The sequence below is a fragment of the Acidobacteriota bacterium genome (genome assembly GCA_028874215.1).
GTDB lineage: Bacteria > Acidobacteriota > UBA6911 > RPQK01 > JAJDTT01 > JAJDTT01.
In genome coordinates this window covers 1-24,382 of sequence record JAPPLF010000102.1, presented here as the reverse complement: position 1 = coordinate 24,382, position 24,382 = coordinate 1, and the positions used below count along the sequence as shown (strand labels likewise).

The 24,382-nt window shown below is 62.0% G+C and carries 17 protein-coding genes; 8 read left to right on the top strand and 9 right to left on the bottom strand.

What is annotated here, in order from left to right:
- Positions 1 to 43: 43 nt before the first annotated feature.
- Together OXT71_21405 and OXT71_21400 are read right to left on the bottom strand one after the other, a co-directional pair.
- Positions 44 to 1,495 (bottom strand): DUF1501 domain-containing protein, encoded by a 1,452-nt coding sequence (locus OXT71_21405; GenBank protein ID MDE2928951.1) that lies wholly within the window; start codon positions 1,493 to 1,495, stop codon positions 44 to 46.
- Between the two features lie 19 nt (positions 1,496 to 1,514).
- Positions 1,515 to 4,559 (bottom strand): PSD1 and planctomycete cytochrome C domain-containing protein, encoded by a 3,045-nt coding sequence (locus OXT71_21400; GenBank protein MDE2928950.1) that lies wholly within the window; start codon positions 4,557 to 4,559, stop codon positions 1,515 to 1,517.
- A gap of 243 nt (positions 4,560 to 4,802) precedes the next feature.
- Between OXT71_21400 and OXT71_21395 the strand changes: the two genes are divergently transcribed.
- The 5 genes from OXT71_21395 (at position 4,803) to OXT71_21375 (ending at position 10,041) form a co-directional block, all read left to right on the top strand.
- Positions 4,803 to 6,080: an Nramp family divalent metal transporter gene (locus OXT71_21395; protein ID MDE2928949.1), complete on the top strand. Its 1,278-nt coding sequence runs from the start codon at positions 4,803 to 4,805 to the stop codon at positions 6,078 to 6,080.
- Between the two features lie 10 nt (positions 6,081 to 6,090).
- On the top strand, positions 6,091 to 7,470 hold the full coding sequence (locus tag OXT71_21390; protein MDE2928948.1) for a hypothetical protein: 1,380 nt from the start codon (positions 6,091 to 6,093) through the stop codon (positions 7,468 to 7,470).
- Positions 7,471 to 7,622: 152 nt separating this feature from the next.
- Positions 7,623 to 8,405, top strand: a complete 783-nt coding sequence (locus OXT71_21385; protein ID MDE2928947.1) for a class II aldolase/adducin family protein — start codon at positions 7,623 to 7,625, stop codon at positions 8,403 to 8,405.
- Positions 8,406 to 8,468: 63 nt separating this feature from the next.
- The gene (locus OXT71_21380) at positions 8,469 to 8,822 is read left to right on the top strand and encodes a hypothetical protein (GenBank protein ID MDE2928946.1); all 354 of its coding nucleotides are present in this window, start codon (positions 8,469 to 8,471) and stop codon (positions 8,820 to 8,822) included.
- Positions 8,823 to 8,898: 76 nt separating this feature from the next.
- Entirely contained in the window at positions 8,899 to 10,041 is a 1,143-nt protein-coding gene (locus OXT71_21375; GenBank protein ID MDE2928945.1) for a Gfo/Idh/MocA family oxidoreductase, read from the top strand.
- Between the two features lie 96 nt (positions 10,042 to 10,137).
- Here the strand turns inward: OXT71_21375 and OXT71_21370 are convergent, their stop codons facing one another.
- The 4 genes from OXT71_21370 to OXT71_21355 form a co-directional block, all read right to left on the bottom strand.
- On the bottom strand, positions 10,138 to 11,565 hold the full coding sequence (locus OXT71_21370; GenBank protein ID MDE2928944.1) for a DUF1501 domain-containing protein: 1,428 nt from the start codon (positions 11,563 to 11,565) through the stop codon (positions 10,138 to 10,140).
- Between the two features lie 5 nt (positions 11,566 to 11,570).
- Positions 11,571 to 14,087, bottom strand: a complete 2,517-nt coding sequence (locus tag OXT71_21365; protein ID MDE2928943.1) for a DUF1553 domain-containing protein — start codon at positions 14,085 to 14,087, stop codon at positions 11,571 to 11,573.
- 351 nt (positions 14,088 to 14,438) lie between these two features.
- Positions 14,439 to 14,909 (bottom strand): hypothetical protein, encoded by a 471-nt coding sequence (locus OXT71_21360; protein ID MDE2928942.1) that lies wholly within the window; start codon positions 14,907 to 14,909, stop codon positions 14,439 to 14,441.
- 217 nt (positions 14,910 to 15,126) lie between these two features.
- Positions 15,127 to 17,637: a hypothetical protein gene (locus OXT71_21355; protein ID MDE2928941.1), complete on the bottom strand. Its 2,511-nt coding sequence runs from the start codon at positions 17,635 to 17,637 to the stop codon at positions 15,127 to 15,129.
- A 514-nt stretch (positions 17,638 to 18,151) separates the two neighbouring features.
- On the opposite strand from OXT71_21355, the gene OXT71_21350 reads away from it, so the two are divergent.
- Together OXT71_21350 and OXT71_21345 are read left to right on the top strand one after the other, a co-directional pair.
- Positions 18,152 to 18,373, top strand: coding sequence for a hypothetical protein (locus OXT71_21350; protein MDE2928940.1), 222 nt, complete (start codon positions 18,152 to 18,154; stop codon positions 18,371 to 18,373).
- 72 nt (positions 18,374 to 18,445) lie between these two features.
- Positions 18,446 to 19,921 carry a PQQ-binding-like beta-propeller repeat protein gene (locus OXT71_21345; GenBank protein ID MDE2928939.1) on the top strand — a complete coding sequence of 492 codons (1,476 nt, stop codon included), beginning with the start codon at positions 18,446 to 18,448 and terminating at the stop codon, positions 19,919 to 19,921.
- Between the two features lie 69 nt (positions 19,922 to 19,990).
- On the opposite strand, the gene OXT71_21340 is transcribed toward OXT71_21345, so the two are convergent.
- Both OXT71_21340 and OXT71_21335 read right to left on the bottom strand, forming a co-directional pair.
- Complete coding sequence (locus OXT71_21340; GenBank protein ID MDE2928938.1) at positions 19,991 to 20,752, bottom strand: hypothetical protein; 762 nt, start codon at positions 20,750 to 20,752, stop codon at positions 19,991 to 19,993.
- Positions 20,753 to 21,555: 803 nt separating this feature from the next.
- Entirely contained in the window at positions 21,556 to 22,677 is a 1,122-nt protein-coding gene (locus OXT71_21335; GenBank protein MDE2928937.1) for a mandelate racemase/muconate lactonizing enzyme family protein, read from the bottom strand.
- Positions 22,678 to 22,965: 288 nt separating this feature from the next.
- On the opposite strand from OXT71_21335, the gene OXT71_21330 reads away from it, so the two are divergent.
- Positions 22,966 to 24,081 (top strand): TauD/TfdA family dioxygenase, encoded by a 1,116-nt coding sequence (locus tag OXT71_21330; protein MDE2928936.1) that lies wholly within the window; start codon positions 22,966 to 22,968, stop codon positions 24,079 to 24,081.
- Positions 24,082 to 24,183: 102 nt separating this feature from the next.
- Here the strand turns inward: OXT71_21330 and OXT71_21325 are convergent.
- Positions 24,184 to 24,382, bottom strand: a 199-nt coding sequence (locus OXT71_21325; protein ID MDE2928935.1) for an aminomethyl transferase family protein, incomplete at its 5' end; no start/stop codon positions are given.

The window sequence follows — 24,382 nt, the reverse complement described above, 5'->3', positions numbered from 1 at the left end:
GGAAAACCGCCGCTCCACCGGCGACAAGATTGTCGCCGCTCCCCTATGCGAGCAGCTTGTCCACCACGTGGCCGCCCACGTCCGTGAGGCGGAATTGGCGTCCCTGGAACTTGTAGACCAGCCGGGTATGGTCCAGACCCAGCAGATGGAGAATGGTTGCGTGCATATCGTGCATGTGGATGGGATCTTCCACGATGTCGAATCCCAGCTCGTCGGTCTTGCCCACGGTGGTTCCCGGCTTGGTGCCGCCGCCGGCCATCCACATGGTGAATGCGTACGGATGATGGTCTCGTCCCGGATACTTTCCGGGATGCTCGTTCATGGGAGTCCGGCCGAATTCGCCGCCCCAGACCACCAGTGTGTCCTCCAGCAGGCCCCGGTCTTTCAGGTCCTTCACCAGGGCGGCTGAGGCCTGGTCGATCTCCAGGCAGCGCGTCTGCAACCCCTCCTTGTGGATGATGGACCCCGAGGCGATCAGTCCGTGGTGGTCCCATCCGTGGTGATAGAGCTGGACGAAGCGGACGCCCCGCTCCACCAGGCGCCGGGCCAGGAGGCAGTTGTTGGCGAAGGATTCCTTTCCCGGCTCGGTCCCGTACATGCGGTGGATGTGCTCCGGTTCGCCGTTGATGTCCATCAGTTCGGGGACACTGGTCTGCATCCGGTAGGCCAATTCGTAGGAGGCGATGCGGGTCAGGATCTCCGGATCCCCCACGGCCTCGTATTGCCGTTGATTGAGCTTCTTCAGAGTGTCAAGCGATTGGCGGCGAGCCTTGCGGGTCATCCATTCGGGATCGGACAAGAAGAGTACCGGATCGCCCTGGGACCGGAACTGGACTCCCTGATAGACGGTGGGAAGGAATGCAGGACCCCAGCACGAATTGCCGGCGAAGACCTCCACCGGACCCGATTGCAGGACCACGAAGCCCGGGAGGTCGCGGTTCTCGCTGCCCAGCCCGTAGGTCAGCCACGAACCCATGCTGGGCCGGCCGATGAGATGGTGCCCCGTGTTCATGAACAATTGTGCCGGAGCGTGGTTGAACTGCTCCGCGTGGACCGACTTTACGATGGTCAGGTCGTCCACGACCTCGGCGAGGTGGGGCAGCAACTCCGAGACCTCGCCCCCCGACTCACCGTATTGACCGAAAGAGTAGGGAGAAGCCAAGGCCTGAGGCGTCCCTCGCAAGAAGGCGAACCGTTTGCCGTCCAGCGTTCCCTCCGCGACGTTCTGGCCGTCCATTTCCGTGAGCCGCGGCTTGTTGTCGAACATGTCGAGCTGAGAAGGACCGCCCGACATGAAAAGGAAGATAACGTTCTTGGCCTTGGGTTCGAAGTGCCCCGCTTTCGGCGCCATGGGATGGCGGGCATCCGGGGCGGGCGCCGACAATAGCCGGTCGTCCAACATCCCGGCCAGGGCGATGGACCCGATGCTCATCCCTCCCCGGAAGAAAAAGTGACGGCGGGTGACGGCTTTCAAAAACTCCTGTTGGCTGTTCATGGGTGCCTTTTCCTGGGACTCACGGTCGCGAGATGGTTTCATCCAAATTCAGGAGCACCTGAGCCACACTGGTCCAGGCCATGAAATCTCCGGTTTCCGCCTTCTCGCGCGCATTCGCCGCATCCGGAGCGGATCCGGACAGGTTCTGCATTTGAAGCCGATAGAGGGCGGTCAGATCCTGAAGCTCTCCGGGTGACGGCCGGCGACCGACACAAAGGCGAAATCCGTGGGAGATCCGGTCGGCCGTTTCCGGACCCGTTTCCGAGATCATGCGGTGGGCCAGTCCCCGGGCGGCTTCCAGAAAGGTCTGGTCGTTCATCAAGTTCAGCGCTTGGAGCGGCGTATTGGACCGGCTGCGAGCCACGCACGTGGACTCACGGCTGGGAGCGTCGAAATTGGCGTAGAAGGGATAGGGACGAATCCGCTTCAGGAAAGTGTAGAGACCCCGCCGGTAGCGGTCGTCACCGCGACCCGTGATCCAGGTGTCCGCCACGTACAGGTTGTCCCAGAGCCCCTTGGGCTGAGGCGGAAAGACACTGGGACCGTAAGGCCTCAGACTGAGGAGTCCCGCGGTGCTCAGCGCGCTGTCCCGAATCATTTCGGCATCCATCCGGAAGCGCGGCCCACGGGCGTAGAACTGGTTGGAGGGGTCCTTTTCCCGCAGGACCTCTCCCATGCGGGAATCTTGACGATAGGTCGCCGATGTGACCATCAAACGATGCATGGTCTTCATGGACCAATTCTGATCCACGAACTCGGTGGCGAGCCAATCCAGAAGCTCCGGATGCGTGGGTCGGTCGCCCTGTGTCCCCAGGTTTTCCGGCGTCGTGACCAGTGGCCGGCCGAAATGATCGGCCCAGAGCCGATTCATGGTGACCCGTCCCACCAGGGGGTTCTCCGGCGAGACGAGCCAGCGGGCCAGGGTCAGGCGATTGGGCGGCGTGTCGCTCTCCGGCAGGGCATGGAGCACCGTGGGGACGCCCGGATGGACCTCCTTGCCCGGGTCCAAAAAACTTCCCTTGACAAACAGATGGGTGGTCCGGGGCTTCTCCAGCTCTTTCATGACCAGGCTGTTGGGCGAGGTCAACTGCTTCCAGAAGGCCAGAAGCTCGGAGAGCCGTTGCCGTTTCGGCGTCAGCAGGGGGGCGAAGCCGCGATAGTAGTCGTTCAGGGTCCGGCGTTGGACCTCGGTCCTCCGGACGGGGGGAACGGCCAGGACGCGTTCTGCCCGCGTCGGGAGCTTGACGTTCCGGGCCGGGTCCTGATCCCGGGTCACGGAAAAACGAAAACGGCCGATTGTCTTGCCCGGCTTCTCTCCCTCATGTCTCAGGCGGATGGTGAACCGGGTTCCACCCGAAAAGCCCAAGGGAGACTCGGACAGGAAAATGGCCTGGCGTTCGACCCTGTTCTCTTGCTTGGTCCCGCTGTTGGACCAGCCGGTGGTGGGGTCGCCGTCCAGGGCGCGGCGAATTCCCATGGTAACGGGATCGATCTCGGCCGCGGCGCCGCTGAACGCCACCGGTGAGGAGGATCCCGAGGCGGCCAGAGGCTCCGCCACCACTTCAAACTCGGTCAAAATGAACTCCCCGTCGGAACTCCGGCTGGACCCGCCGTGGGGCAGGCTGGGATCCGTCAGGGTCTCCAGACGGATGGCGGTGATTCCCTCGACGTGGGTCTCGGTCACGACCACAAACGTTTCGCGCCCCGGCTTCGGTCCGGAAGCCAGCAGGGCACCGTCCCCCTGAAGGGTCAGTTCCGCGCCGCCCAGGGAGAAGTAGGTGACCGGATCCAGATCGCTCCAGGAGACCATCTCCGTGGCCGTTTGCGTCTCCCATTGAGTCCGCGCCGCCTCCAACTCCGGCGTGGAACGTTTCAATGCAGCCTTCAGCTCCACGATCTCCCGCTCGATTTCGGAGCGGTGAGAGGACAGATAGTCGGCGGGAGGCAGGGTGATGCTGGCGTTCTGCGGCCGGACCTTCGTCTTCGGGTTGTTCTCCTCCATCGTGTTGTTGAAGAAGGCGTACATCCCGAAGTACTCCTCCTGGGTGATGGGATCGTACTTGTGATCGTGGCACTGGGCGCAGGCAATGGTGCTCCCGAGCCAGACGGTTCCGGTGGTCTCGACCCGGTCCAGGATGGCCGCTACCCGGTACTCCTCCGGGTCGGTGCCACCCTCGGTGTTGATCATGGTGTTGCGGTGGAATCCGGTGGCGATCTTCTGCTCGGGAGTGGCGTCGGTCAGCAGGTCCCCCGCGATCTGCTCGATGGTGAACTGGTCGAAGGGCATGTCGGAGCTGATGGCCTTGATCACCCAATCGCGATAGAGCCACATGTTGCGCCGCCGGTCGTGGATGTAGCCGTTGGTGTCGGCATATCGGGCCAGGTCCAGCCAGGGCCGGGCCCAGCGCTCTCCGTAGCGGGGCGAGGCCAGGAGCCGGTCGACGAGTCGCTCGTAGGCCAGCGGACGCCGATCCTCGACGAAGGCGTCCACTTCCTCGGGAGTCGGCGGAAGCCCGATGAGATCCAGGGTCACGCGGCGGATCAAGGTCTCCCGCGAGGCTTCCGGGGACGGCTCCAGGCCTTCCCGTTCCAACCGCTCCAGGACGAAGCGGTCGATGGCATTGCGGACCCGGGACATATCTTTGACCTTCGGAAGGGAAGGACGGACCGGATTGACATAGGCCCAGTGCTTCTTGACGCCGTCGCCGGTTCCATCGATGGCCTCGGTCCAAGGGGCTCCCTGGTCCAGCCAAGTACGGATCATCTCGACCTGGTCGCGGGGCAGGGTACCCGTGAGAGGCATGGGAGACCCCGGGGCGTCGCCGACGATCTTCCGGTAGAGGAGGCTCGAGGAACCGTCGCCGGGAAGGATGGCCGGTCCGGACTGGCCCCCCTTCAGGGCCGCCTCCCGGGTATCCAGGCGAAGACCGTTCATGCTCTGGCCGGCGCCGTGGCACTGGTTGCAGTTGGCCTCGAGGATGGGGCGGATGTCGCGGGCGAAGTCGACGTCCCGGTCCGCGGAGGGCGGCGGGCCCGATCCGCTCATCAGGGCGACGGTGCTCATAATGCTGAGCACAAAGAGAGATGCCCAGGTTTGGAGCCTTCGGACTGGTGTCCAGCGCATACGCCAACCTCGATTCGGGGTGTCGCACGAGTATATCAATCCAGGGCGAATATCGTCGCCAGGAGGGGGGACTGTTAGTCCCCCCGTCTTCTTTTGCGCGTAATAATTTGAGGTTTCCCAAACCGGAACAGCGGGGGTAGGAAAACTCCGGCTCCCATTAGACAATAGGGAGAGGTTTCGACCATGGCCATCGGATTGAGACGCATCGGACCCGCGTTTATCGTGGGGGCCTGCATTATCGGACCGGGCAGCGTCACCCTGATGTCGCGAACCGGCGCGGTCTACGGCTACTCCATGCTCTGGCTGGCCATCCTTGCCGGCGCCCTCATGGCGGGGTTTCTCGCCCTCTTCCTGCGATTCGGACTCTACTCACAAGAGACCTTTCTGGGACTGGCCTCCCGAAAGCTGGGCCCCTGGTTCGCCGTGGTCTGCGGCTTCTCCCTGGCCTCGGTGAACGCCACCTTCCAGTTCGGGAACAACCTGGGCGTCACCGCCGCCATGACCACGCTCTTTGGAGACGTCCCCAAGTTGGTCTGGCCGGTGGGATTCACGCTGCTCTCCATCGTCTTCCTCGCAGGCTTCCGGAACATCTACCTGCTGCTGGAAAGGTTGATGACCTTCTTCCTGGTCTTCATGGTCCTGGCGTTCGCGGCCAACCTGCTGTGGGCCGGCCCCGACTGGTTGTCCGCCCTGAAGGGCGCGACCATCCCCAATATTCCGGAGGGAGCCGACTGGCTCACGTTAGGCGGCCTGGTGGCCACCACGTTCGTGATGGTGGCGGCCTTCTTCCAGGCCTACCTGGTCCGTGCCAAGGGCTGGAAGGAAGAAGATCTCTCCAGCGGCGTCACCGACACGGTGCTGGCGTCCGTTCTCTACACGGCCATCGGCTGCGTGATCATGATGACTGCGGCCGCCGTTCTTTACCCGGACGGACGTGTGGACAGCGCCGCGGGCATGGCAATGCAACTAGAGGGCGTCTTCGGACCGTACGCCCGGATCATCTTCTGCGTCGGTTTCGGCACCGCAGCCTTCTCCAGCTTCGTGACCAACGCCATGGTCGGCGGGGTCCTGGTCAACGACGGGCTGGGCCTGGGGGGCAAGGTCAACTCTCCCACGACCAAGCTCATCGCCGGGATCATCCTGGTCATCGGCATGGCCACTGCTGTTGCCATCCTTCAGTCCGAGGCGCCGGCTGATGCGTCGGCAACGTCGGCCTCTGTCGCAAAGAGCCAGTTGGAGATCCGTGCCCTCGCCTTGGCCCAGGCCCTGACCCTGCTGGCGATGCCCCTGGGCGTACTGGCCACGTTGCTGGCCTTCTTCGACCGGGACGCCATGGCGCGGCGTCCGTTGTCGCTGCCGGAACGGGCCTTCGTCCTTGTAGGCGTGACCGTCCTGTTGGGAATCGCCGGCATGACGGCCCTCAGGGTCGTGCCGATGGTGAAGAGTTTGTTGGCGGGGTAGGGAACCAGCCATGGAAACGGATATTCGGATCCTGGAGATTCAACCTTACTTCACCCGGGAACGATCCCGGACACCCCTGAAGTTCGGCGGAGTGGTGATGGATTCGGCCTGGCTGTGCCACGTTCGGGTCCTGGTGGAGAACCGGCGCGGAGAGAGAGGAGAAGGCTGGGGCGCCATCTTTCTTTCCGACGTCTGGGGCTGGCCCTCAAGCCGCGTGGACCATCCGCAGCGGGAGAACCTGATGGTCCAACTCGTGCGTTCCTGGTGCCGGCGTCTCCGGGACGTACAGGATTCCTCCCACCCCATCGACCTCTTTTGGGAACTGGAGCCGGAATTGGAGACCCTGGCGCGAGACCTCTGCCGGGACGCGGGGGCCGCCGAGGAGATGCCCCGGCTCAATGCGCTCATCTGCGCATCGGCCGCCGACGCCGCCCTCCACGATGCCTTCGGGAACACGGCGGGCATCGACACCTACCTGGGCTACGGCCCCGGGCACATGGACCACGATCTCTCCCGTTGGTTGGGGTCATCCTACGCGGGCCGCTATGTTGAGGATTTTCTCCATCCTTTGCCGGAACAGGTGGATGCCTTCCACCTGGTGGGGGGGATGGACAAGCTTTCGGAGGCCGAAGTCACGGAAGATGACCCCGACGACGGCCTTCCCGTTTCCCTGGACCAATGGATCCGCTACGAGGCGCTCCGCTGTCTGAAGGTCAAGCTGGTGGGGACCGACCTGGAGTGGGATCTCAACCGGCTGTTGGAGGTCTATCGCCTGGCCCGTGCGGAGCAACGCCGCCTCGGTATCGATGAACTGTGGCTCACGGCGGACACGAATGAGATGTGCGGCACACCCCAGTACATGGTGGAGCTTCTGGTGCGGTTGAGGGAAGAGAACCGGGCTGCGTTCGACTCGCTGCTCTACGTGGAACAGCCCTGCGAGAGGGATCTGCGAAAACGAATGTTGGACATGACGGAATTGCGGCAGATCAAGCCGGTGATCGTGGATGAGGCCCTGAGCTCGCTGGAGGATCTGGAACTGGCGTTGGAACTGGGCTACAGCGGGCTGGCCTTGAAGACCTGCAAGTGCCAATCGGCCGAACTGGTGCTGGCATCCCGGGCGGCGGCGGCCGGCGTTCCGTTCGCGGTGCAGGATCTGACCAATCCGGGGATCGCGCTGCTTCAGTCGGCTGGGCTTGCCGGTAGGCTGCAGACCATACGGGGCGTGGAGTCCAACAGCCGCCAGTTCTTCCCCGCCAGCAGCGAACCGGAACGGGCGGTCCATCCTGGATTCTTCAAGCTGGAGCAGGGAAGGATCCGCACGTCTACCCTTCGGGGGCCGGGACTCGGCTACCAGTGGGACCGCATCGACCGCCGATTTGAAACGTCCTGACGTCGTGGTAATCTCATCCCAAAGGAGCGGCGGCTTCTAGCCGCCGAACAGGAACGGCGGTTTCTAACCGCCGAACTCCGACGTAACAATGAAGGAACGGCCGTACAAAGGAATGGGCGATTAGGAAATCGCCCCTCCAAGGAGGATCAGCCATGGCGGCAATACAGACATCCGTAGTCACTGAGGTTCCTCGGGAAATCGATGCTGTCGAATGGGATCTCCGGGTCCAGCTCGCGGCGTGCTACCGGATCGTGGACTATTTCGACTGGTGCGAGCTGATCTACGGGCATATCTCGCTTCGCGTGCCCGGCCCCGAACACCACTTTCTGATCAACCCCTACGGGCTGCGCTATGACGAGATGACGGCTTCCAGCCTGGTGAAGATCGACCTGGACGGGAATCTGGTCGAGCCCTCCGACTATCCCTTCAACCCGGCCGGGTTCGTCATCCACAGCGCCATTCACCAGCACCGGGAGAATGCCCACTGCGTGATCCACACCCATACCCGGGCCGGAATGGCCGTGGCGGCGCTGGAATGCGGACTCCTGAACATCAGCATGAACGCCACCAGCTTCTACAACAATATCGGCTACCACGACTACGAGGGCTCTCAACTGTTCCTGGACGAGCGCAGGAAGCTCGCCGAGGACCTGGGAACGTCGAACGTCATGATCCTGCGCAACCATGGTCTGTTGAGCGTCGGAGCAACCGTCCCCGAGGCGTTCCTGCACATCTACCGTCTGGAGCGGGCCTGCCAGGTCCAGCTCGATGCTATGGCCTGCCGGCAGAAACTGGTGATCCCGTCCGATTCGGTCGTCGCGCGGTCGGCGGATCAGATGGACGATTTCGCCAAGTGCGCCGCCGACCTGGGCCAACTGGAATTTGACGCCCTGGTCCGGCTCATGGACCAGAGGGACCCCTCGTTCCGTAACTGAGCCCGGCTTCGCCGAATCGATTCGAGCGCGCCGGCCCGAAGGCTCCCGCATGGCAACTGAGCGATGAGATTCCTGCGGCTCGTCGTGGCCGTAGCCCTGTCAGTCCTCCTGTACGAAAGATTGGCGTCCCTGGATCAGTACGTCGGGCCCCCACTGTACCGGCCGCTGCACTTCCTGGGATTTCTGGTCACCGGGGTTGTGATCTATCTCGTCCTCCTCCCCAAGAAAAAGAGGGTCTGGACCGGGCGGGACTCGGCCTTTGTGGCAGCCAGCGCGTTCACCGCGGCCGCCGTTTGGATCTACGAGTTCCTTTTCTCGTATCAAGTGAGCCACTTGGGTGGAATCCTGATCTACATGATCCCGTTGGCGCTCTTCATCCTGAGCCGGTGGATCACGACGACGAAAGCCGGCGCCTGACGCGCTCGCAATGGAGGGTACGCAAGAAAAAGCCGCTTGGAAGCGGGGCCGGATGACGGTATCGAAGGAGGAACCCATGAACCAGGAGAGAATCACCCGACGCCGGATCCTGGGAGGGCTGGCCACCCTCGCCGTTTCTTCCGGGAGAGCAGAACCCGCCTGGTCTCTACCGGCTGAAGGATCCCTCAGCGCCGGCCTTTTCAGCGAAGCGGGCAGCCACGCCGAACACTACCTGAAGGGCTTTGCGCAGGCCCGTGGAGTGGGTCGAGTGGCCGTTTCCGACCCCACGGGGAAGACCTTCGAGCAGGCGAAACAACTACTGGGCGGGCGTCTGGAAGGAACCTACCGCAGCCATCGGGAGATGCTGGAGAGAGTTCACCCCAAGCTCGTGGTCGTGACTTTGGAAGGACATCACGCGCCTCCCGCCATCCGATTGGCCTTGGAGGCGAACTGCCATGTGATGACGGAGAAGCCGGGCTGTGCCCGCCTGGAAGACTTCGAGCCTCTGGTCGAGCTGGCGCAGTCGCGCGGCCGGGACCTGATGTTGGCCATGGCGACCCGGATGAGCCTGGCCGTCAAGAAGGCGCGCGACCTGATCCGGTCCGGCTTTCTGGGGAAGCCCTACTCGGCCACCATGGACTGGATCAGCGACCAGACGCGGCTGACCCGCCCCGAACATCAACGCTCCTGGCTCTCCTTCAAGGACAAGGCTGGAGGCGGAAAGCTCATCTTCCATGGGATCCACTACTTGGACCTGATCCAATTCCTCACTGGAGATCGGATTGACCGGATCACATCCCTCTGCGAGAACGTGGGAGGCCAGCCCATCGAGGTCGAAGATGCAGCAGTCGTCTCCTTTCGCCTCAGCAAGGGCTTGGTGGGAACCCTCAACGCCGGGTACTACTTGGACGAGGGCTACCAGAACCAGGTCCGTTTCTGGGGTTCGAAGGGTTGGTTCCATATGGACCTGCCCTATGGGGAGACCTTGAAATGGTACTCCACGCATCCCGAGGCGCCCCGGGGTGTCCAGTTCTTCCAATATCAGGACGATCCCAATCCACCCTACGTGTACGGTCCGCTGGTGCAGGAGGCGGTTGACGCCGCCTTGGGGCTCTCCCCGCCTCCCATGACGGCAGCGGAGTGCCTCCATCTCATGAGGGTGATTTTCGCTGCCTACCGGGCGGCGGAAACAGGGAAAACCCAGGAGGTGGCGTCGTAAATGAGAGCCCTGACCGACCTTGTCTACCCTGTTCCGTGCGACTCGTCTCGGCGCTGATCCGAGCGCCCGCCCCTCAGGACCCGGCCACGCCTGGCGTCATGCCAGGATCTCATTCACCACCCGCCCGTAGACGTCCGTGAGGCGGAAGTCGCGACCGCTGTAGCGATAGGTCAGCCTCTCGTGGTCGAGGCCCAGCAGGTGCAGGATGGTGGCGTGCAAGTCGTGAATGTGCACCTTCTGGTCGACGGCCCGTAGCCCGTACTCGTCGGTGACGCCGTGGACCATGCCTCCACGCACGCCCCCTCCGGCCATCCATGTGCAGAACCCTTCGGGGTTGTGACCCCGCCCGTATTGGGACTTGTCTCCGAAGGAAAAATCCTCGAAGTGGGGGGTTCGCCCGAATTCACCCGACCAGACGAGGAGCGTGTCGTCGAACAGTCCCCTGGCCTTGAGGTCCGAGATCAGCCCGGCCGTGGGCTTGTCGATGTTGGCGCACTTTTGGGGGAGGCCCTTGCCGATCGCTTCGTGATGGTCCCAGCCGCTGGAGGTGATCTGGATGAAACGCACGCCGGCTTCGGCAAAGCGCCGCGCCAGCAGGCACTGGCGTCCGAATTCGTCGGTCTCTTTCCAGCCGATGCCGTAGAGGTCGAGTGTAGCCTTTGACTCGGACGACAGGTCGATGAGGTCCGGAGCCTCCGACTGCATTCGAAACGCCAGCTCGAAGGACTGGATGAGTCCCTCCATCTGGCGGTCGGATCGAACCTGTTGCAGGTGCGCCCGGTTCATCTGTTGAATGAAATCCACCTGATCTCGCTGCAGATCGACAGGCAGGCTCGGATCCTCGATATAACGAAACACCGCTTTCTCGGCGCCGGTGGCCCGGCTTCCCAGCACCGTTCCCTGGTAGACGGCGGGGAGGAATGAATTCCCGAAAAACTGGACGTTCCCGGTGTCGTCGACGAGGAGGGGACAGATGGTGATGAAGCTGGGAAGATTCCGGTTCTCGGTTCCCAGCCCGTACCCGACCCACGATCCCATCGACGGACGAATCAGGCGGGGATCACCGGTGTGCAGTTGCCTGGCCGCGGGGGCATGAGCTTCGTTGTCCGCCTGCATGGCCCGGAGAAGACACAGCTCATCGGCGTGCTTCGCCATATGGGGCAACCAATCGGTCATCATCATTCCGGACTGTCCCCGGGGCCGCATCGGGGAGATCGGTCCCATCAGACAGCTCAAGTCCATCCCCACCCCATCGGGGATCTCGTAGGGAATGGCTTCTCCACTCTCTTTCGCCAGCCGCGGTTTGTAGTCGAACATGTCGAGTTGGGAGGGGCCACCCGCCATCCACATGAAAATCACGCGCTTGGCGCGGGGCGGAACATGCGGAACCTTCGGCGCCAGGGGGCCGGCGGCGGCCGAAGCCTGCTCGGTGCACATGGCGGCCAGCGCCACTGAGCCGAAACCGCAAGCGGAGGATTGCAAGAAACGGCGGCGGGTCAAGTCTCGGTGAGGTGGGAGGTTCATGGGGATCATCCTCGAAAAAGGAATTCGTTTGACGCAAACACGGAATGACAGTAGCGCGCCCAGGCATTCAGGCGCGAATCATCAGACGCCTCCGGCAGACGGCCCAGCTTCACTTCGAATTTCGCGATGAAATCCAGCGCCTGCTCCACTTCCTGGTTGGTGGCGGGCCGGTTCAAGGCTTGCAGGAAAAAATCGGAGACCCGCGTCTTGTCGTCCGGCGCCCCGGCCTCCAGGAGGGTGCGGGCCGTCAGCAGAGCCTGCTCCCGGAGGAAGGGAGAATTCAAAAGATAGAGGCTCTGCGTGGGGACAGTGGTGACCGACCGGGCTCCGATGGTCTGATCGGGATCGGGGAAATCGAAAAGATTCAGCAGGTCGAGCTGCGGGAGCTGATTCTTGCGCACCGACGGCAGGTAGATCGTTCGACGATTCAGAATCTCGTCATTCACCTTGGCGTCCTGCGTCAGTGCCGTGGGAAAACCCAGCGCGATGCTTTCGGGGATATCCAGGGGCAGGGTAGGGCCTCCCCGGGTGCGGTCCAGCGCGCCACTGATGGCCAGCACGGCATCGCGATAGGATTCCGCCTCCAACCGGCGCCGATTGGCCCGCCACAGCAGGCGGTTGTCCGGGTCGATCTCGTGCCCTCTCAGGTTGTGATTGCTGGCTTGACGGTAGGTCCCCGTGAGAACGATCTCCCGGATCATGCCCTTGACGGACCATCCCAACTCGACAAAACGGGAGGCGAGGTAGTCGAGCAGTTCCGGATGGCTGGGAGGCTCTCCGCCGGCACCGAAGTTGTCGACCGTACGGACCAAGCCGGCGCCGAAAAGATGATGCCAGATTCGGTTGACCATGACTCTGGCCAGCAGGCGGTTCTGCGGGTCGATGAGCCACTCGGCCAACTCCAGTCGGCCGCTCGATTTCTGGAAACCCTCGTAGAGCCCTTTCAGATTTCGATGGCTGTCGATGCGGCCGGCCTTGGCGGGCGAAGCGACTGAGAGAAACCCCCTGGGAACCTCTTCGCCGAGATTGTGCGGGTCCCCGCCGATGTTGACGCGACAGTCCTTGGGGACCGGCCGATCCTGGACGGCAATGGCCATCGGCGGACCGGGACGGCGGAACTCCAACAGTCTGATCCGGTCCTTCGCTTCCTTGAGCTTCTTGTCGATTTCCTTGAGTTCCTTCTCCAGCTCCTCCTTGGCTTCGGTTCCTGCCTCGTCAAGCGCTTTCTGCCGGTCGGTCAGGCGCTTCTTTTCAGTTTCGACGGCTTCATATTCGCTCAGGAACCTGTCCAGGGTCTGTTGGTATTCCTCCGTGGCGAGGGCGCGCTTTCTCATCTCGGACGGGGTCTCCGGCAGCAACACCCGGTTGACGTCGCTGAAGCCGCCGCTCATTCGGCCGTTGAGAGTTCGAGTGCTGCGGAAGATTCCCGCCAATGCGTAGTACTCGCGGGTGGGGATGGGATCGAATTTGTGATCGTGGCAGCGGGCGCAACCGAGGGTCAAGCCTTGAAGGGCCCGGCCCAGGGTGTCGAGTTGTTGGTCCACGACATCCATGCGGAGTTTTTCTTTGTCGGAATCCACCACGGCCCAGGGCCCGATGGCCAGGAAACCCGTGGCTACGAGCTGCTCACGGCGCTCGGCGTCGGTTTTCCAGGGGAGGACGTCGCCAGAGACCTGCTCTTGAACAAAGCGGTCGTAGGGCTTGTCGGAATTGAAGGCGTTGATGACGTAGTCGCGATATCGCCAGGCCTCCCTTGCCGGAATGCGGCGGCCCTGTCCCAGACTGTCAGCGTAGCTGGTCAGATCGAGCCAGTGCCGACCCCAGCGCTCGCCGAATCCGGGGGATATCAGAAGCCGGTCAATGACCTTTTCGAAGGCGAGTTCGGAGTCGTCGTGGACAAACGCCGCAACGTCTTCGGGCTCTGGGGGAAGACCGATGAGGTCGAAGTAAACTCGCCGCAAAAGCGTGTAGCGGTCAGCATCGGGGGAGGGAGCGAGCTCCCGGGCCTCCAGCTTCTTCAGAATAAAGTTGTCTATGGGATCGGCGGGCCAAGTGTTGTTCCGAACTGGGAGAGAGGGAACCTTCTTCACAGGCTTCCAAGCCCAGTGGTTCTCACTCGCGGCCTGGTTCGTTTGCCTGTCGGCGGTTTTGATAGCGCCGGCAATCTCCAGATCCGGCCAGGGTGCTCCGATCTCGACCCATCTGACCAGCGCTTGGATCTGGGCCTCCGTTAACCTTCCCGCTGGAGGCATTTCAAGGTTTTCGTAGCGGACTGCCTGGATAAGCTGGCTTGCGTCCGCGTCACCGGGGACGATTGCCGCCCCCCGGGTGCCTCCGTTGAGCAAAGAGGCTCGACCATCCACGCGCAACTTCGAGTACAGGATCTTGGCCTGCTCGCTGTGGCACTGGTAGCAGTTCTTTACTAGCAACGGCCTGATCTTGGACTCGAAGAACTCGGTCTGTTCGGTTGTGGGCCGGACACCATGAGGGGTACTAGCAGTTAGAAATATGATCCCGAACATGGCCGCGAGACTCCGCAAGATCGACTGGGCAACGTCTCGTCGGCAGGAGATCACCTGAAATCACCCTCCGGAGTCTGTCCGAAAAGGCTGGCGTGAACCGAAAAAAGATTCTGTACGGGCAATAAGCTGTCGGAAGTCTACCTTGAATACGGGAGTCCGGCAACCGATTGAGCGGACAGGACATCCGACCAATCCAGGGTCGACATTGCACGATATGAAGCTGGCTCACAACGAATCGACAACCTGCTGACCGGGGATCGAAAAGAAGTAGGGGACAGTTACCATTTATACCCGCTCCTTTTTTCCGATTAATGAAGGATCACATGGACGGTGGGCCGACCCGGGATTACATCAGTCCTCAATAATTTCTTCAATCTCGAGTCCCACACCGCTGGACAGGGCAGACAAAACGCGCCGGTAGTTGCCTTTGTGCAGTCGGACGTAGACATAACCGAGGGGCAGGTCGTTCACACCTTCAAACTCAATCGTGAGCCAATGTTTCTTCCCTTTGCTAAAAAGTAGCCAAGGAGTCACCAGTAAGCCTGCCTTGTACCGTCTATGGGATGATCGTTCATATACGATCTTTTTTACGTTGTCGTATGGAATGAGTGCATAGACCTTCTTGTCCGCACCGTGCTTTTCATCTGCGATCATGATCGTTCTCGCTTCGGGATCAAGTGCCAGCCGAGCGTCGTACTTCTCTTCCTTGTCACTCAGATCTTCGTAGAAATCAACCTTGCGGAACACAACCGTTTCCGCGACCGATGCCAGGTTCGTGGCGAGAACAGTCAATAGGGCGATAAGTGCGATCGTTAGTTTCATTGTGCCTCCTCAATAGGACGGTGGCTCACCCTTCGATGTTCCACATATCACGCTGGTGCTGGAGGTCGTAATTCCGAGTTTGCTATTTAGTAGATTCCAGCATCCGATTAATATGAATGTCTCTATCCCAATCCTCGTCGCCGCTACACTCAATTCTGCAAACACACGGTAAAGACGAAATCTCGAGGGATTTGTTCGTCCGAATGTGCAATCGCGATTAGCGAATCTGAAAACCGTAGAGGTCGGCGTTCTCAACGTAGATGCGCAGACGAACTGGCTGCCCTCGCAACGCGGCCAGATCCGATTTTCCCTTCCAGGTCACCTGCTGCTGTGTACTGTCGAACGCCTTCAGCAGACACTCCTTCCGGCCGTAACCAGGTAGAGGACTGCCCCCTTCGTCCAGAATCTCTACAGCCACATGACCCTTGCTGGCAGCAGCATTCACCGTTAACCGGCTTCCCTGAAAGATCAGCGGGTGGGTCGTCAACATACCCACCTGCTCTCCAGCGCGCCGTGACGCAAACCCATTGGTCCGAAACTCCACGCGGTACGGCACGATCTCGTACTCCCAGCTTTTCTCGACGTGGTTACCGCGATTTTGACCCGTGTGCGTCTCCAGCTCGGCCCAGAAGGCCTCCCGCACCTCCTCCATGGTCGGATTGCACTGCGGCCGCCGCCAGCTCCAGATGCAGTCGTACATGGCCCATCCCGGCCCCACCGGCGCCGGCTGGGACAGGTAGGGCCGACCGTTGTAAGTCTTGTCGTCATAGATCTCGGAGGCCGGCACAGGAGGATCATCCAATCCACCCCGCAACCGGTTCAGAATCCAGGCGTTGAAATGCAGAGTATTCGTCCCGTGGTAGAACGCCTCTGACCGGTCTCCATCCACCGGACCGTCGATGAGACTGTAGACGATCCCATGATCGAAGCTGCCATCGGGTCCGTTGGGGATCCAGGCTTGGTCCCCGCCCACGTCCTCCCAGTGGATTCCGTTCCGGCTCACCCAGATGTGGACGTCCATCTGCTGCGTCTCGCAGTCGTAGAGCGGAAAGAACGCCACGTAGAGGTCCCCGATCTGCTTTACCCGCTGCATTCCGTAGCTCTGGTGCTTCGGATGCTCCCGCGGCGGCGCCCAGATGTAGCTCCGGTGCCAGTTCACGCCGTCCCGCGTGGTCATGCGTCCCAGGTTCCGCGAGACCGCCCACTTGTTGTCGTAGCGCACCAGCCCCCGCCCCATGGCCGGAGGATGCGGCGCGAAGTACAACACCAGCTCACCTGTCCGCTCGTCGTAGAACATGGGCCCCAGGTTGTCGTTGGGGTTGTCCAACGATTCCAACTGCGAGTGATGCCGCATGAAGGGCCGTTCCGTGGTGAGATACCGGATCCCATCCGAGTCCGTGACCATGAGATACGTCCCCCGGAGGAAGAACATGTCTTCGGTCTTGGGGGTGTAGACCATGGTGGCGGTCCGGAGATCGGGCACCCCGCGAGTCCGGTAGTCCCAAAGTCCCCCGAAACTGCCCCTCGCTTCCACGTTGCTCCCGCGGGGAATGACCTCCAGGATATTGTTGGCCCGGGATCCCTCGAACTCCACCAGGCCCAGATCCGGCTTGGTCCAACGCACGCCGTCACTGGAGACGGCCAGCAACCGGTGGCGGGGATTGAGGCTGTTGTATTCCAGTTCGTAACGATTCTTGTTTTCGTTGAATTCGTATCTCGAGCCGACGGGGACCATGACCGCGTGCCCCTCCCAGGGCCGGTCCGCCCGGACGAGCGGCTGGCTGTCCAGCTTGCGGGCCGGATGGAAGACCCTCTTCAGATTCCGCTGTTCGTCGATCAGGAAGTCGTCCAGGAACAATTGGGGAGCCACCGGGATCTCGATGGGCGGCTCCGGTTTGGGCGGCGGCCCGTTCCGGAACACGTAAAGAGCCCGGCGGACGCCGTCGTCCCAGAGGTGCCCGTCGATCCGGGGCCGGACTCGAACGTGATATGTCTGAGGCTCCAGGTCCGTCAGGTCGAATGACACCCCGACCTTGTCCCGGGTCAGGCGCACCGCGCTGGGGGAGGATCGCAGGACACCGGTCCGGGCTTCCACGATATCCACTTCGACCGCCAGCTCGGTGACCGGTGCGCCCTTTTCCAGCCAGAGATCGATCTTGGCCGCGTTGTCGTCGATGTAGGCCAAGCGGTCCAGATCCGCTCCCACCCAGGTCTGGACGGGGAGACGCAGGTCGGTGGTGAACAGGGTCTTGCCATCCTGCACCCGACGCGCCATGACGGTGACGAGATACTTGCCCCCGTCCTGGGTATCGACCCACCAGCCGGTGCGCAAGGGACGCCAACTCCTGGCCTGGGGACCCTTTCGGGTGTAGGCGGGGATCGGACGATAGGGTCCATGGGCCAGCAGCGGACCCAGATCGAAACTGTGCCGAGTGGTTTCCGGGGTCGGTTCCAGCAGTCGGCGCAAGGTCCGAGCCCCTCCCGCCGGGTATCCGACGGACACCTGGAGTTCGACGGCTTCCCTGGCGCCGTATTGGAACTGGAGCCGGTGTCCGGCCTCGCCGGCGAAGGCCAACTTGAATCCGGACGGGCCTGATCCCTCTGCTTTCGGCTGCACGAGATAGGGGGTCAGATCCACAGGAGCGGTCGGATCCTGGGATCGGACATCCTGCGCGAGACCCAGACAGACCAGGATCGGAGCCAAAAACCAACGGGTGTTCGTCATCATCACGGTGCCTCCGCGGAGTGTTGTGCCTTGGGATTCGGCAATCCGGCCTCGGAATATTTCCGCGGCGAACATCCTCCGGTAACGGGACCGGGGCGTGGCTCGCCGGACCAAGTGCGATAGCTGAGCATTCTAGCCCTTCTCCGGCGGAGGGGCCATGACGCGGGAAGTATCGATGTTTCAAGTCGTGGGTGCGGTGTCCGCCCAACTTCGCACTCTGTACTGACAACAGGGAAAACCCGGTCCAGGGATCGACCAATCCACAATCGACACAGAGCCCGTGCAACCATATCCTGTGTCGATATGAAACTAACTCTCTCAGTTGATGCCGCCGTCGCTGTACGGGCCCGAAAAGCGGCTGCTGCCCTGGGACTGAGCTTGAATCAAGCCGTACGGAATTATCTCATCGATCTCGCTGGCTGCTCGTCGCGGGAGGTCGTTGCCGCCGAGGTGGCTCGCCTGTCACATCAAGCCCACGGTGACAGGGCAGATTGGAAATTCGACCGCGAGCAGATTCATGAGCGCCCGTAGTTTCCTGGACACGAACGTACTGGTCTGCATTGACGACGCTTTCGGATCCCGCAAGCAAAGGCAGGCACTTGAACTCTACCGCAAGTGTTGCACGACCGGTCGCGCCGCCTTGGCAACCAATTGTTCGGTGCTGTATTCGGAGGATCTCCAGCACGGATTCAAGACAAACGGCCTGCAGATCCGGAATCCCTTCACCGAAACGGCGTAATCGTTCCCTCTCTCCGCCGCTTGTGGGCGACAACATTGTCTTCTGCACGCTCCAATCGGGTAGGCTTTAGCGATGCTGTTGGGCAAGACGATCCTCTCATTGCTGCTTTTCACCTGCGCTGCCATCGCGTCGGACTGGACGCGGTTCAGGGGGCCGAACGGAACCGGAGTCGCTGAAGAGGGCCCGCTGCCCGTGGACTTCGGACCCGGGTCCAACGTGATCTGGGAGACGACTCTGCCTCCGGGCAAATCCTCGCCGATCCTGACGGACAGCAGAATCTTCCTGACGGCGCACCACGGGGACAATCTCCTCACCATCGCCCTCGACCGCTCGACCGGCCAGGAGGTCTGGCGCCGGGCCGCGCCCTCGAGAAGAGTCGAGCGGATGCACCGGCTGAACGACGAGGCGGCACCGACTCCGGTTACCGACGGGACCAACGTCTACGCTTTCTTCGGCGGGTACGGTCTCGTCGCCTACGGTCCGGACGGAACCGAACTCTGGACGCTGCCCATGGGGCCGTTCTCTAATTTTCACGGCATGGGGTCCTCCCCGATCCTGGTCGACGGGAAGCTGGTCCAAGTCTGTGACCAGGACCTCGATGCCTTTGTCATCGCAGTGGATCCGTCCGACGGCAAGATTCTCTGGAAGCAGGCGCGGCCCGACTTCGTGCACAGCTTCTCGACGCCCGTGGTCCGCGAACGGGGGCAGGGAAGGCCCGAGATCATCGTCCCGGGGTCTTACCGCATGACCGGCTACGCGACGGACGGCCGCGAACTGTGGCGGCTCGACGGCCTGACCTACCAGGTCAAATCCGTCCCCGTCGTCGCCGGGGACCGGCTCTACTTCAATGGGTGGGCTCCCGGGGGGGAGCCGGACGTTCGCTTGGAGTTGCCGCCGTTCGAGGAGATGGCAGACCGGTTCGACACGAACGGCGATTCGGAGCTGACCAAGCAGGAGATCCCCTCGGAATGGCTGCCCCGCGGTTGGGAGATGCACGACCGGAACAAGAACGGCACCATGGACGCACGGGACTGGGCGCACTACCGGGCCCGCCGGATCTCCGAGAACGGCTGCATGGCCATTCGCCTCGGCGGCCGGGGGAACGTGACCAAGTCTCACCTGCTCTGGCGTCATCAGAAGTCGCTGCCCGACGTCGCTTCACCGATTCTCTATCGCGGTGTGCTCTACCTCGTGCGTAACGGCGGCATCGTGACGGCATTGGATCCGGATAGCGGAAAGGTCCTCAAACAGGGCAGGCTGCAGGAAGCGCTGGACGGCTTCTACGCTTCTCCCGTCGCCGGGGACGGCAAGATCTACATGGTGAGCGACGCCGGGAAAGCCGTGGTGCTGGAGCCCGGGCGCGACTGGAAGGTGCTGCAGACCAACGACCTGAACGAGGACGTGTACGCGACACCGGCGATTACCGGCGGGCGTCTCTTCATTCGAACGCAGAGCCGACTCTATTGCTTCGGCGCGCGTGACGAGATTGCGAGGGGTGGGAGGGGGGACAGTCTTGTCCCCCATTCACCTCGTTCTGACCCCCGATGATGTTCGGTAATTCGGCGACTGACGGCAAAGCGGGTTCCGCCGCAACGTCCCAAATTCCGGCCTTTACAACTAGAAACGATATCCGACCCCCAATTCCAGAGATTGGGAGGCGGCCGTGTCGAGATACGCACCAACGAACGAGTAACCCGCCCGCAAGACAACGCGCGGCGCGAGGCTCACGAGCACACCCGCACGGAGATTGAAGGGCAGGATAGATACCATGTCCCTGGACTCCACAAATTCTTCAGAGCGGACAAGGATGCGGCTTCCGTCAGGATTCTCCTGTTCTTGAGCCGGTTGATACCTGATCAGTTGGCGCTGTTGCTCGAACCCAAGGCCGCCGCCGATGTAGGTTGAGAATCGATCCCTTCTCCACAGCCAGACGACGGATGGCAGAACGGAAATCAGTCTCTGCGTCGTAACGTCGTTGTTCTGAATCCCCGGATTCTGTCTGTAGAACTCTGTGAATGGATGGTAGGTGTATCGATTGTGTGGCCCTTCGTTGACTTCCAGATGGCTCGTGACGCCATCGATCATCAGCGCCCACTTCGATCCCAGAGGCAACAAACCACCGACCCCGATTTGTGGTTTCCATTCCCCGCCTTTCAACACGTGCGATGTGTTTCCAAAATAGTAAGCGCCTGTTAATCCGTAGATCTCTATTGCAGGATCCCTCTGTTGCGCACAGAGCGGCTCCCAACTGAAGAGTTGCAACGTTGCCGCAAGGGCGAAAAGGTACGGACGCCACGGAGTCGACCGCAGCGAGGGTATCAGTCCCATCGATGACAATTTGGTGAATCGTTTTTCGGGGGTTCGGGGGATGTTTTTCATGGCGTCTCCAAGCTCACTGAAGACAAATGTGTTTTTTTCTCCGGAAAGGGCTCACCGGGCAAAAAATTAATGGGATCGAGCGGCTCTGGACTGATCCACTCCTTCGACGTCTGACAATTTCAACGGCCACTTTCCTGCATCCGTACATGGTCGCCGGCATTCCCGTTGCTCTGACACTGAGAAATCTCGCCTGGACACGCATCCAAGATAGTGGTGGCAACCATCTTTAGGTTGCGTGATTCAAATTCCCGTCAATACAAGGCCGACGAACCGCAGGGGGAGTGAATATGGAATCGAGACAAATTGTCATGTTGGCTGATTGGTACAGCCGGGTGGTGTTTGGGGTGATTGCGGTAGCACTCGTAATCCTGGCGGGCCAAGGGGCGTGTTCGATGGAACCGGTCGCGCGCGCACAGTCCGGGCCATGCGGGTCACCGGATCAACCGTGCTTCGTTCGGATTCCGGCTCTTGAAGATATGATCCAGGTTGATCACCCGCACCGACAACCCAGGTTGAGAGTTCACGTGGTCAATCGAGTGAATACCTCCAAGTGAGAAATCCGGATCAGCTAGGGAACTGTCCCTTCTCCGTCCAGAGTTCCGCGCGGTCCCGAGCCATTTCACGAAGCCCGGAGGCAGGGCCTACCGCGGCTCTGTTTTCTCTTCCATGCCTATGGCGATATTTCGGGGGCTTGACGGCAATTTCAGGGCGGAGAGGACGGACGATGATGAAACCGCACGGGCGCCCATGCTTTCGAGCTCCATTGTGAAAATTGGTCACGCGGGGGTTAACAACCCCCGCTCCTAATACGACAGCGACCGGGAATCGAGCCGGTGGATCGTTGCCGCTTCCATGGCGTCCCAGTCGACTTCCACCCCCAGGCCGGGAGCCGACGGCGCGACGACATGTCCGTCGGGACCGGCGCGGATCACGTCGTGCATCCCGTATTCGTACGGTTCCCACGGGACCGCCTGCTCGAAATAGGTGCTCAGTCCGGTCCCCAGCATCAGGTGGAGGTTGGCGGCTGAAACCAGCGTGGTGCCCCAGGCCATGACCTCGCAGCGCATACCCGCGGCTTTCGCTGCGGCCAGGTACTTCCGGCCCCCTGTGAAGCCGCCGGCGACTGCGACATCGGTCCGGGCCGCCGTCCAACATTGGGTCGCCACTGCGTGCTTGAATGCCGTCAGGTCCTGAAGCCAATTCCCCGAGGGAATGACCGGTACTCCAACGCTCCGGGTCAGCTCGCGATAACCCGGCAGGTCGTAGTCAAACAGTGGAGCTTCGAACCAGGTGAATCCCAGGTCGCCCAGCTCTGCGCCCACCCGCTTGGCGCTCTGCAGGTCGTAGTTGTTTTCCGCGTCCAACATGAAGGCCACACCGTCGCCGAATTCCTTGCGGGCGGCGCGGGCCAGCTCCAGGTCCTTTTCGGGCAGGCACCAGCAGTGGAACTTCACGGCCGTAAAGCCGCGCTCGATCATTTCTTCGATAAAGCGGAGGTACGTCGGCACGTCGTCCAGCATCGGCGTGCTGGCATACGATGGGATTCGATCCATTGCTCCTCCCAAGAGCTGATAAAGGGGTTTTCCGGCGACCTTTCCCCTCAGGTCCCACAACGCGATGTCGATGACGGACAGGGCTTGCGGCGGAAGGGGAAAGACCCGCGGCCACAGGCTTTTCCAGATCTCTTCCCGCGCCGTCGCGTCCTGGCCGACCACCGCGGGGATCAGGTGCCGCAATGTCTCGCAGGTGTAGCGATCAAAATCGTAGGATGTGCTGTTCCAGACGCCGCCGATGCCCTCGTGGCCGTCCTTCGTCGTGATCCGGACGATGGTATTGGTCGTGTACTGCTCATCCAGGTCGTGCGACCACGTAAAGCGCTGAACTTTCGGCGCCACGACCATGACTTCGACACGTTCGATCTGCATGAGGACCGTCCCTCCGGGGGGGTGGGGGCTCTACCGCAACGGCGCTCGTACTGGCCACAACCGGCCCCTTCTCCCTCTGATCTTGTCACTCTTCCGATCAGGGTTCCTGGCGACGAAACGTGCTTGAAAACGCAGGACTATGTCAAGGGAGCCCGCCCGGGGCCGGTGCTTGACACGCGGTAAAAAAGCGAACCTAATGCTCCGAAGCGTTCCTCAACGCACGGATGCCCGGAGCCGTTGCGGCAGCGCATGCTCCGGGCCGGTCACAACGGATCGAGGGGATCGACCATGCAGCAATCGATCAGCAGCGTCGCCCGGAATGTCGATGACCTGACCGCGGTTTGGAGCGGTGGCGAACGCACCCGTCTTCCCTACCTCTGGCTGCGCGACAATTGCGGTTGCAGCGAGTGCCGCGTCGTGCAGACCACGGAGAAGCGGTTCCACATCTTCCGGGTCGCCAAGGACCTGAGACCGTTGCAGGTCAGCATCGAACGCACCGGATCCGAGCACGAAGCCATCTCCATCGCCTGGCCGGACGGACACCGCACGCGCTTTCGGTCACGTGAGATCCACGGCCTCCTGAGCCGGCCTCGTTTGGACCTGCACTACTGGGACAGCCGGTTCCAGCCGCGCAAGTACGACTATCAACGGTTCCTGGCGGACGACAGCACGGCGGCGGAGATGATCGAGGAGATTCTGCGGACCGGGGTCTGCGTGCTGGTCGACGCCCCCACCGACCCGGATTCGTCGGAGCAGCTCGCGACCCGTTTGGGGCCAATCCGCGAAGTGCTGTTCGAACGCATCCACAACGTCGTGGTCGACCCCAAGGGATACAGCATCGCGCACACGGATCTGGCGGTCGCGCCGCACAACGACTTTACCAGCTACAACTGGCCGCCCAGCGTTCAGGCGCTGCACATGCTGGTGAACGAATGCGAAGGCGGCGAGTCTTGCGTCGTGGACGGCTTCGGCGTGCTCAACGAACTACGCAACGATCACCCCGGCAAGTTCGACGTGCTTTGCGCGGTGCCGGTGCCTTTTCGCCTCTTCAGCGAAGAGTACGAGTGCTACGCGGCCAACCCCATGGTCGAGCTGGACAGCGGCGGCGAGATCAGGTTGCTGCGCTTCAACACCCAGCAAATGCAGGCCATTCCCCTGTCGGAGCCTCGGCTTGGCGACTTCTACGCCGCCTACCACGAGCTGTCCAGGCGCATCAATGACCCCAACGCCCAGGCTTCCGTCCGGTTGGAGGGCGGGCAGATTCTGCTGTGCGCCGGGCACCGTGTGCTGCACGGCCGCACCGCGCTGCGCTCCAAGGGGCGCCGCCACCTGCAGGACGCCTACTTCGAGCACGACAACGTGCGCAACCACCTGAGGTTGCTGCGCCGCACCGGCCGGATCTGAAGGCCGCAAACCCGCGGAAATGCCCTGAATTCCGAGCCCGATCGCAGAGCCGGCATCAGAGCCGGTTTGCGCTGGGCCGAACCTGCTCACGGATGCGGGCGCCTACACCGTCGCGTCCAGGCCCCGGGCGAAAGCGATCTCGCGGGCGCTGGGGTTCACTGAGGGGCGGAAGGGAACCTCGCACACCCGCGCGCGGTCCGGCCGGCCCGCCTCGCTGGCGTATTCGTCGGGCAGCCACACCGTGAGCTCCGTGCCGACGGCCGACTTCCCGGCAGGTATGTACCCGAGCGCGATGTTGCAG

Excerpts from the sequence above, each read along its gene's own strand:
- OXT71_21340 (MDE2928938.1), bottom strand. The coding sequence starts at position 20,752 with ATGAAAAACATCCCCCGAACCCCCGAAAAACGATTCACCAAATTGTCA.
- OXT71_21335 (MDE2928937.1), bottom strand. The coding sequence starts at position 22,677 with ATGCAGATCGAACGTGTCGAAGTCATGGTCGTGGCGCCGAAAGTTCAG.
- OXT71_21390 (MDE2928948.1), top strand. The coding sequence starts at position 6,091 with ATGGAAACGGATATTCGGATCCTGGAGATTCAACCTTACTTCACCCGG.
- OXT71_21345 (MDE2928939.1), top strand. The coding sequence starts at position 18,446 with ATGCTGTTGGGCAAGACGATCCTCTCATTGCTGCTTTTCACCTGCGCT.
- OXT71_21405 (MDE2928951.1), bottom strand. The coding sequence starts at position 1,495 with ATGAACAGCCAACAGGAGTTTTTGAAAGCCGTCACCCGCCGTCACTTT.
- OXT71_21375 (MDE2928945.1), top strand. The coding sequence starts at position 8,899 with ATGAACCAGGAGAGAATCACCCGACGCCGGATCCTGGGAGGGCTGGCC.
- OXT71_21395 (MDE2928949.1), top strand. The coding sequence starts at position 4,803 with ATGGCCATCGGATTGAGACGCATCGGACCCGCGTTTATCGTGGGGGCC.
- OXT71_21365 (MDE2928943.1), bottom strand. The coding sequence starts at position 14,087 with ATGTTCGGGATCATATTTCTAACTGCTAGTACCCCTCATGGTGTCCGG.
- OXT71_21360 (MDE2928942.1), bottom strand. The coding sequence starts at position 14,909 with ATGAAACTAACGATCGCACTTATCGCCCTATTGACTGTTCTCGCCACG.
- OXT71_21330 (MDE2928936.1), top strand. The coding sequence starts at position 22,966 with ATGCAGCAATCGATCAGCAGCGTCGCCCGGAATGTCGATGACCTGACC.
- OXT71_21380 (MDE2928946.1), top strand. The coding sequence starts at position 8,469 with ATGAGATTCCTGCGGCTCGTCGTGGCCGTAGCCCTGTCAGTCCTCCTG.
- OXT71_21385 (MDE2928947.1), top strand. The coding sequence starts at position 7,623 with ATGGCGGCAATACAGACATCCGTAGTCACTGAGGTTCCTCGGGAAATC.
- OXT71_21355 (MDE2928941.1), bottom strand. The coding sequence starts at position 17,637 with ATGATGACGAACACCCGTTGGTTTTTGGCTCCGATCCTGGTCTGTCTG.
- OXT71_21370 (MDE2928944.1), bottom strand. The coding sequence starts at position 11,565 with ATGAACCTCCCACCTCACCGAGACTTGACCCGCCGCCGTTTCTTGCAA.
- OXT71_21400 (MDE2928950.1), bottom strand. The coding sequence starts at position 4,559 with ATGAGCACCGTCGCCCTGATGAGCGGATCGGGCCCGCCGCCCTCCGCG.
- OXT71_21350 (MDE2928940.1), top strand. The coding sequence starts at position 18,152 with ATGAGCGCCCGTAGTTTCCTGGACACGAACGTACTGGTCTGCATTGAC.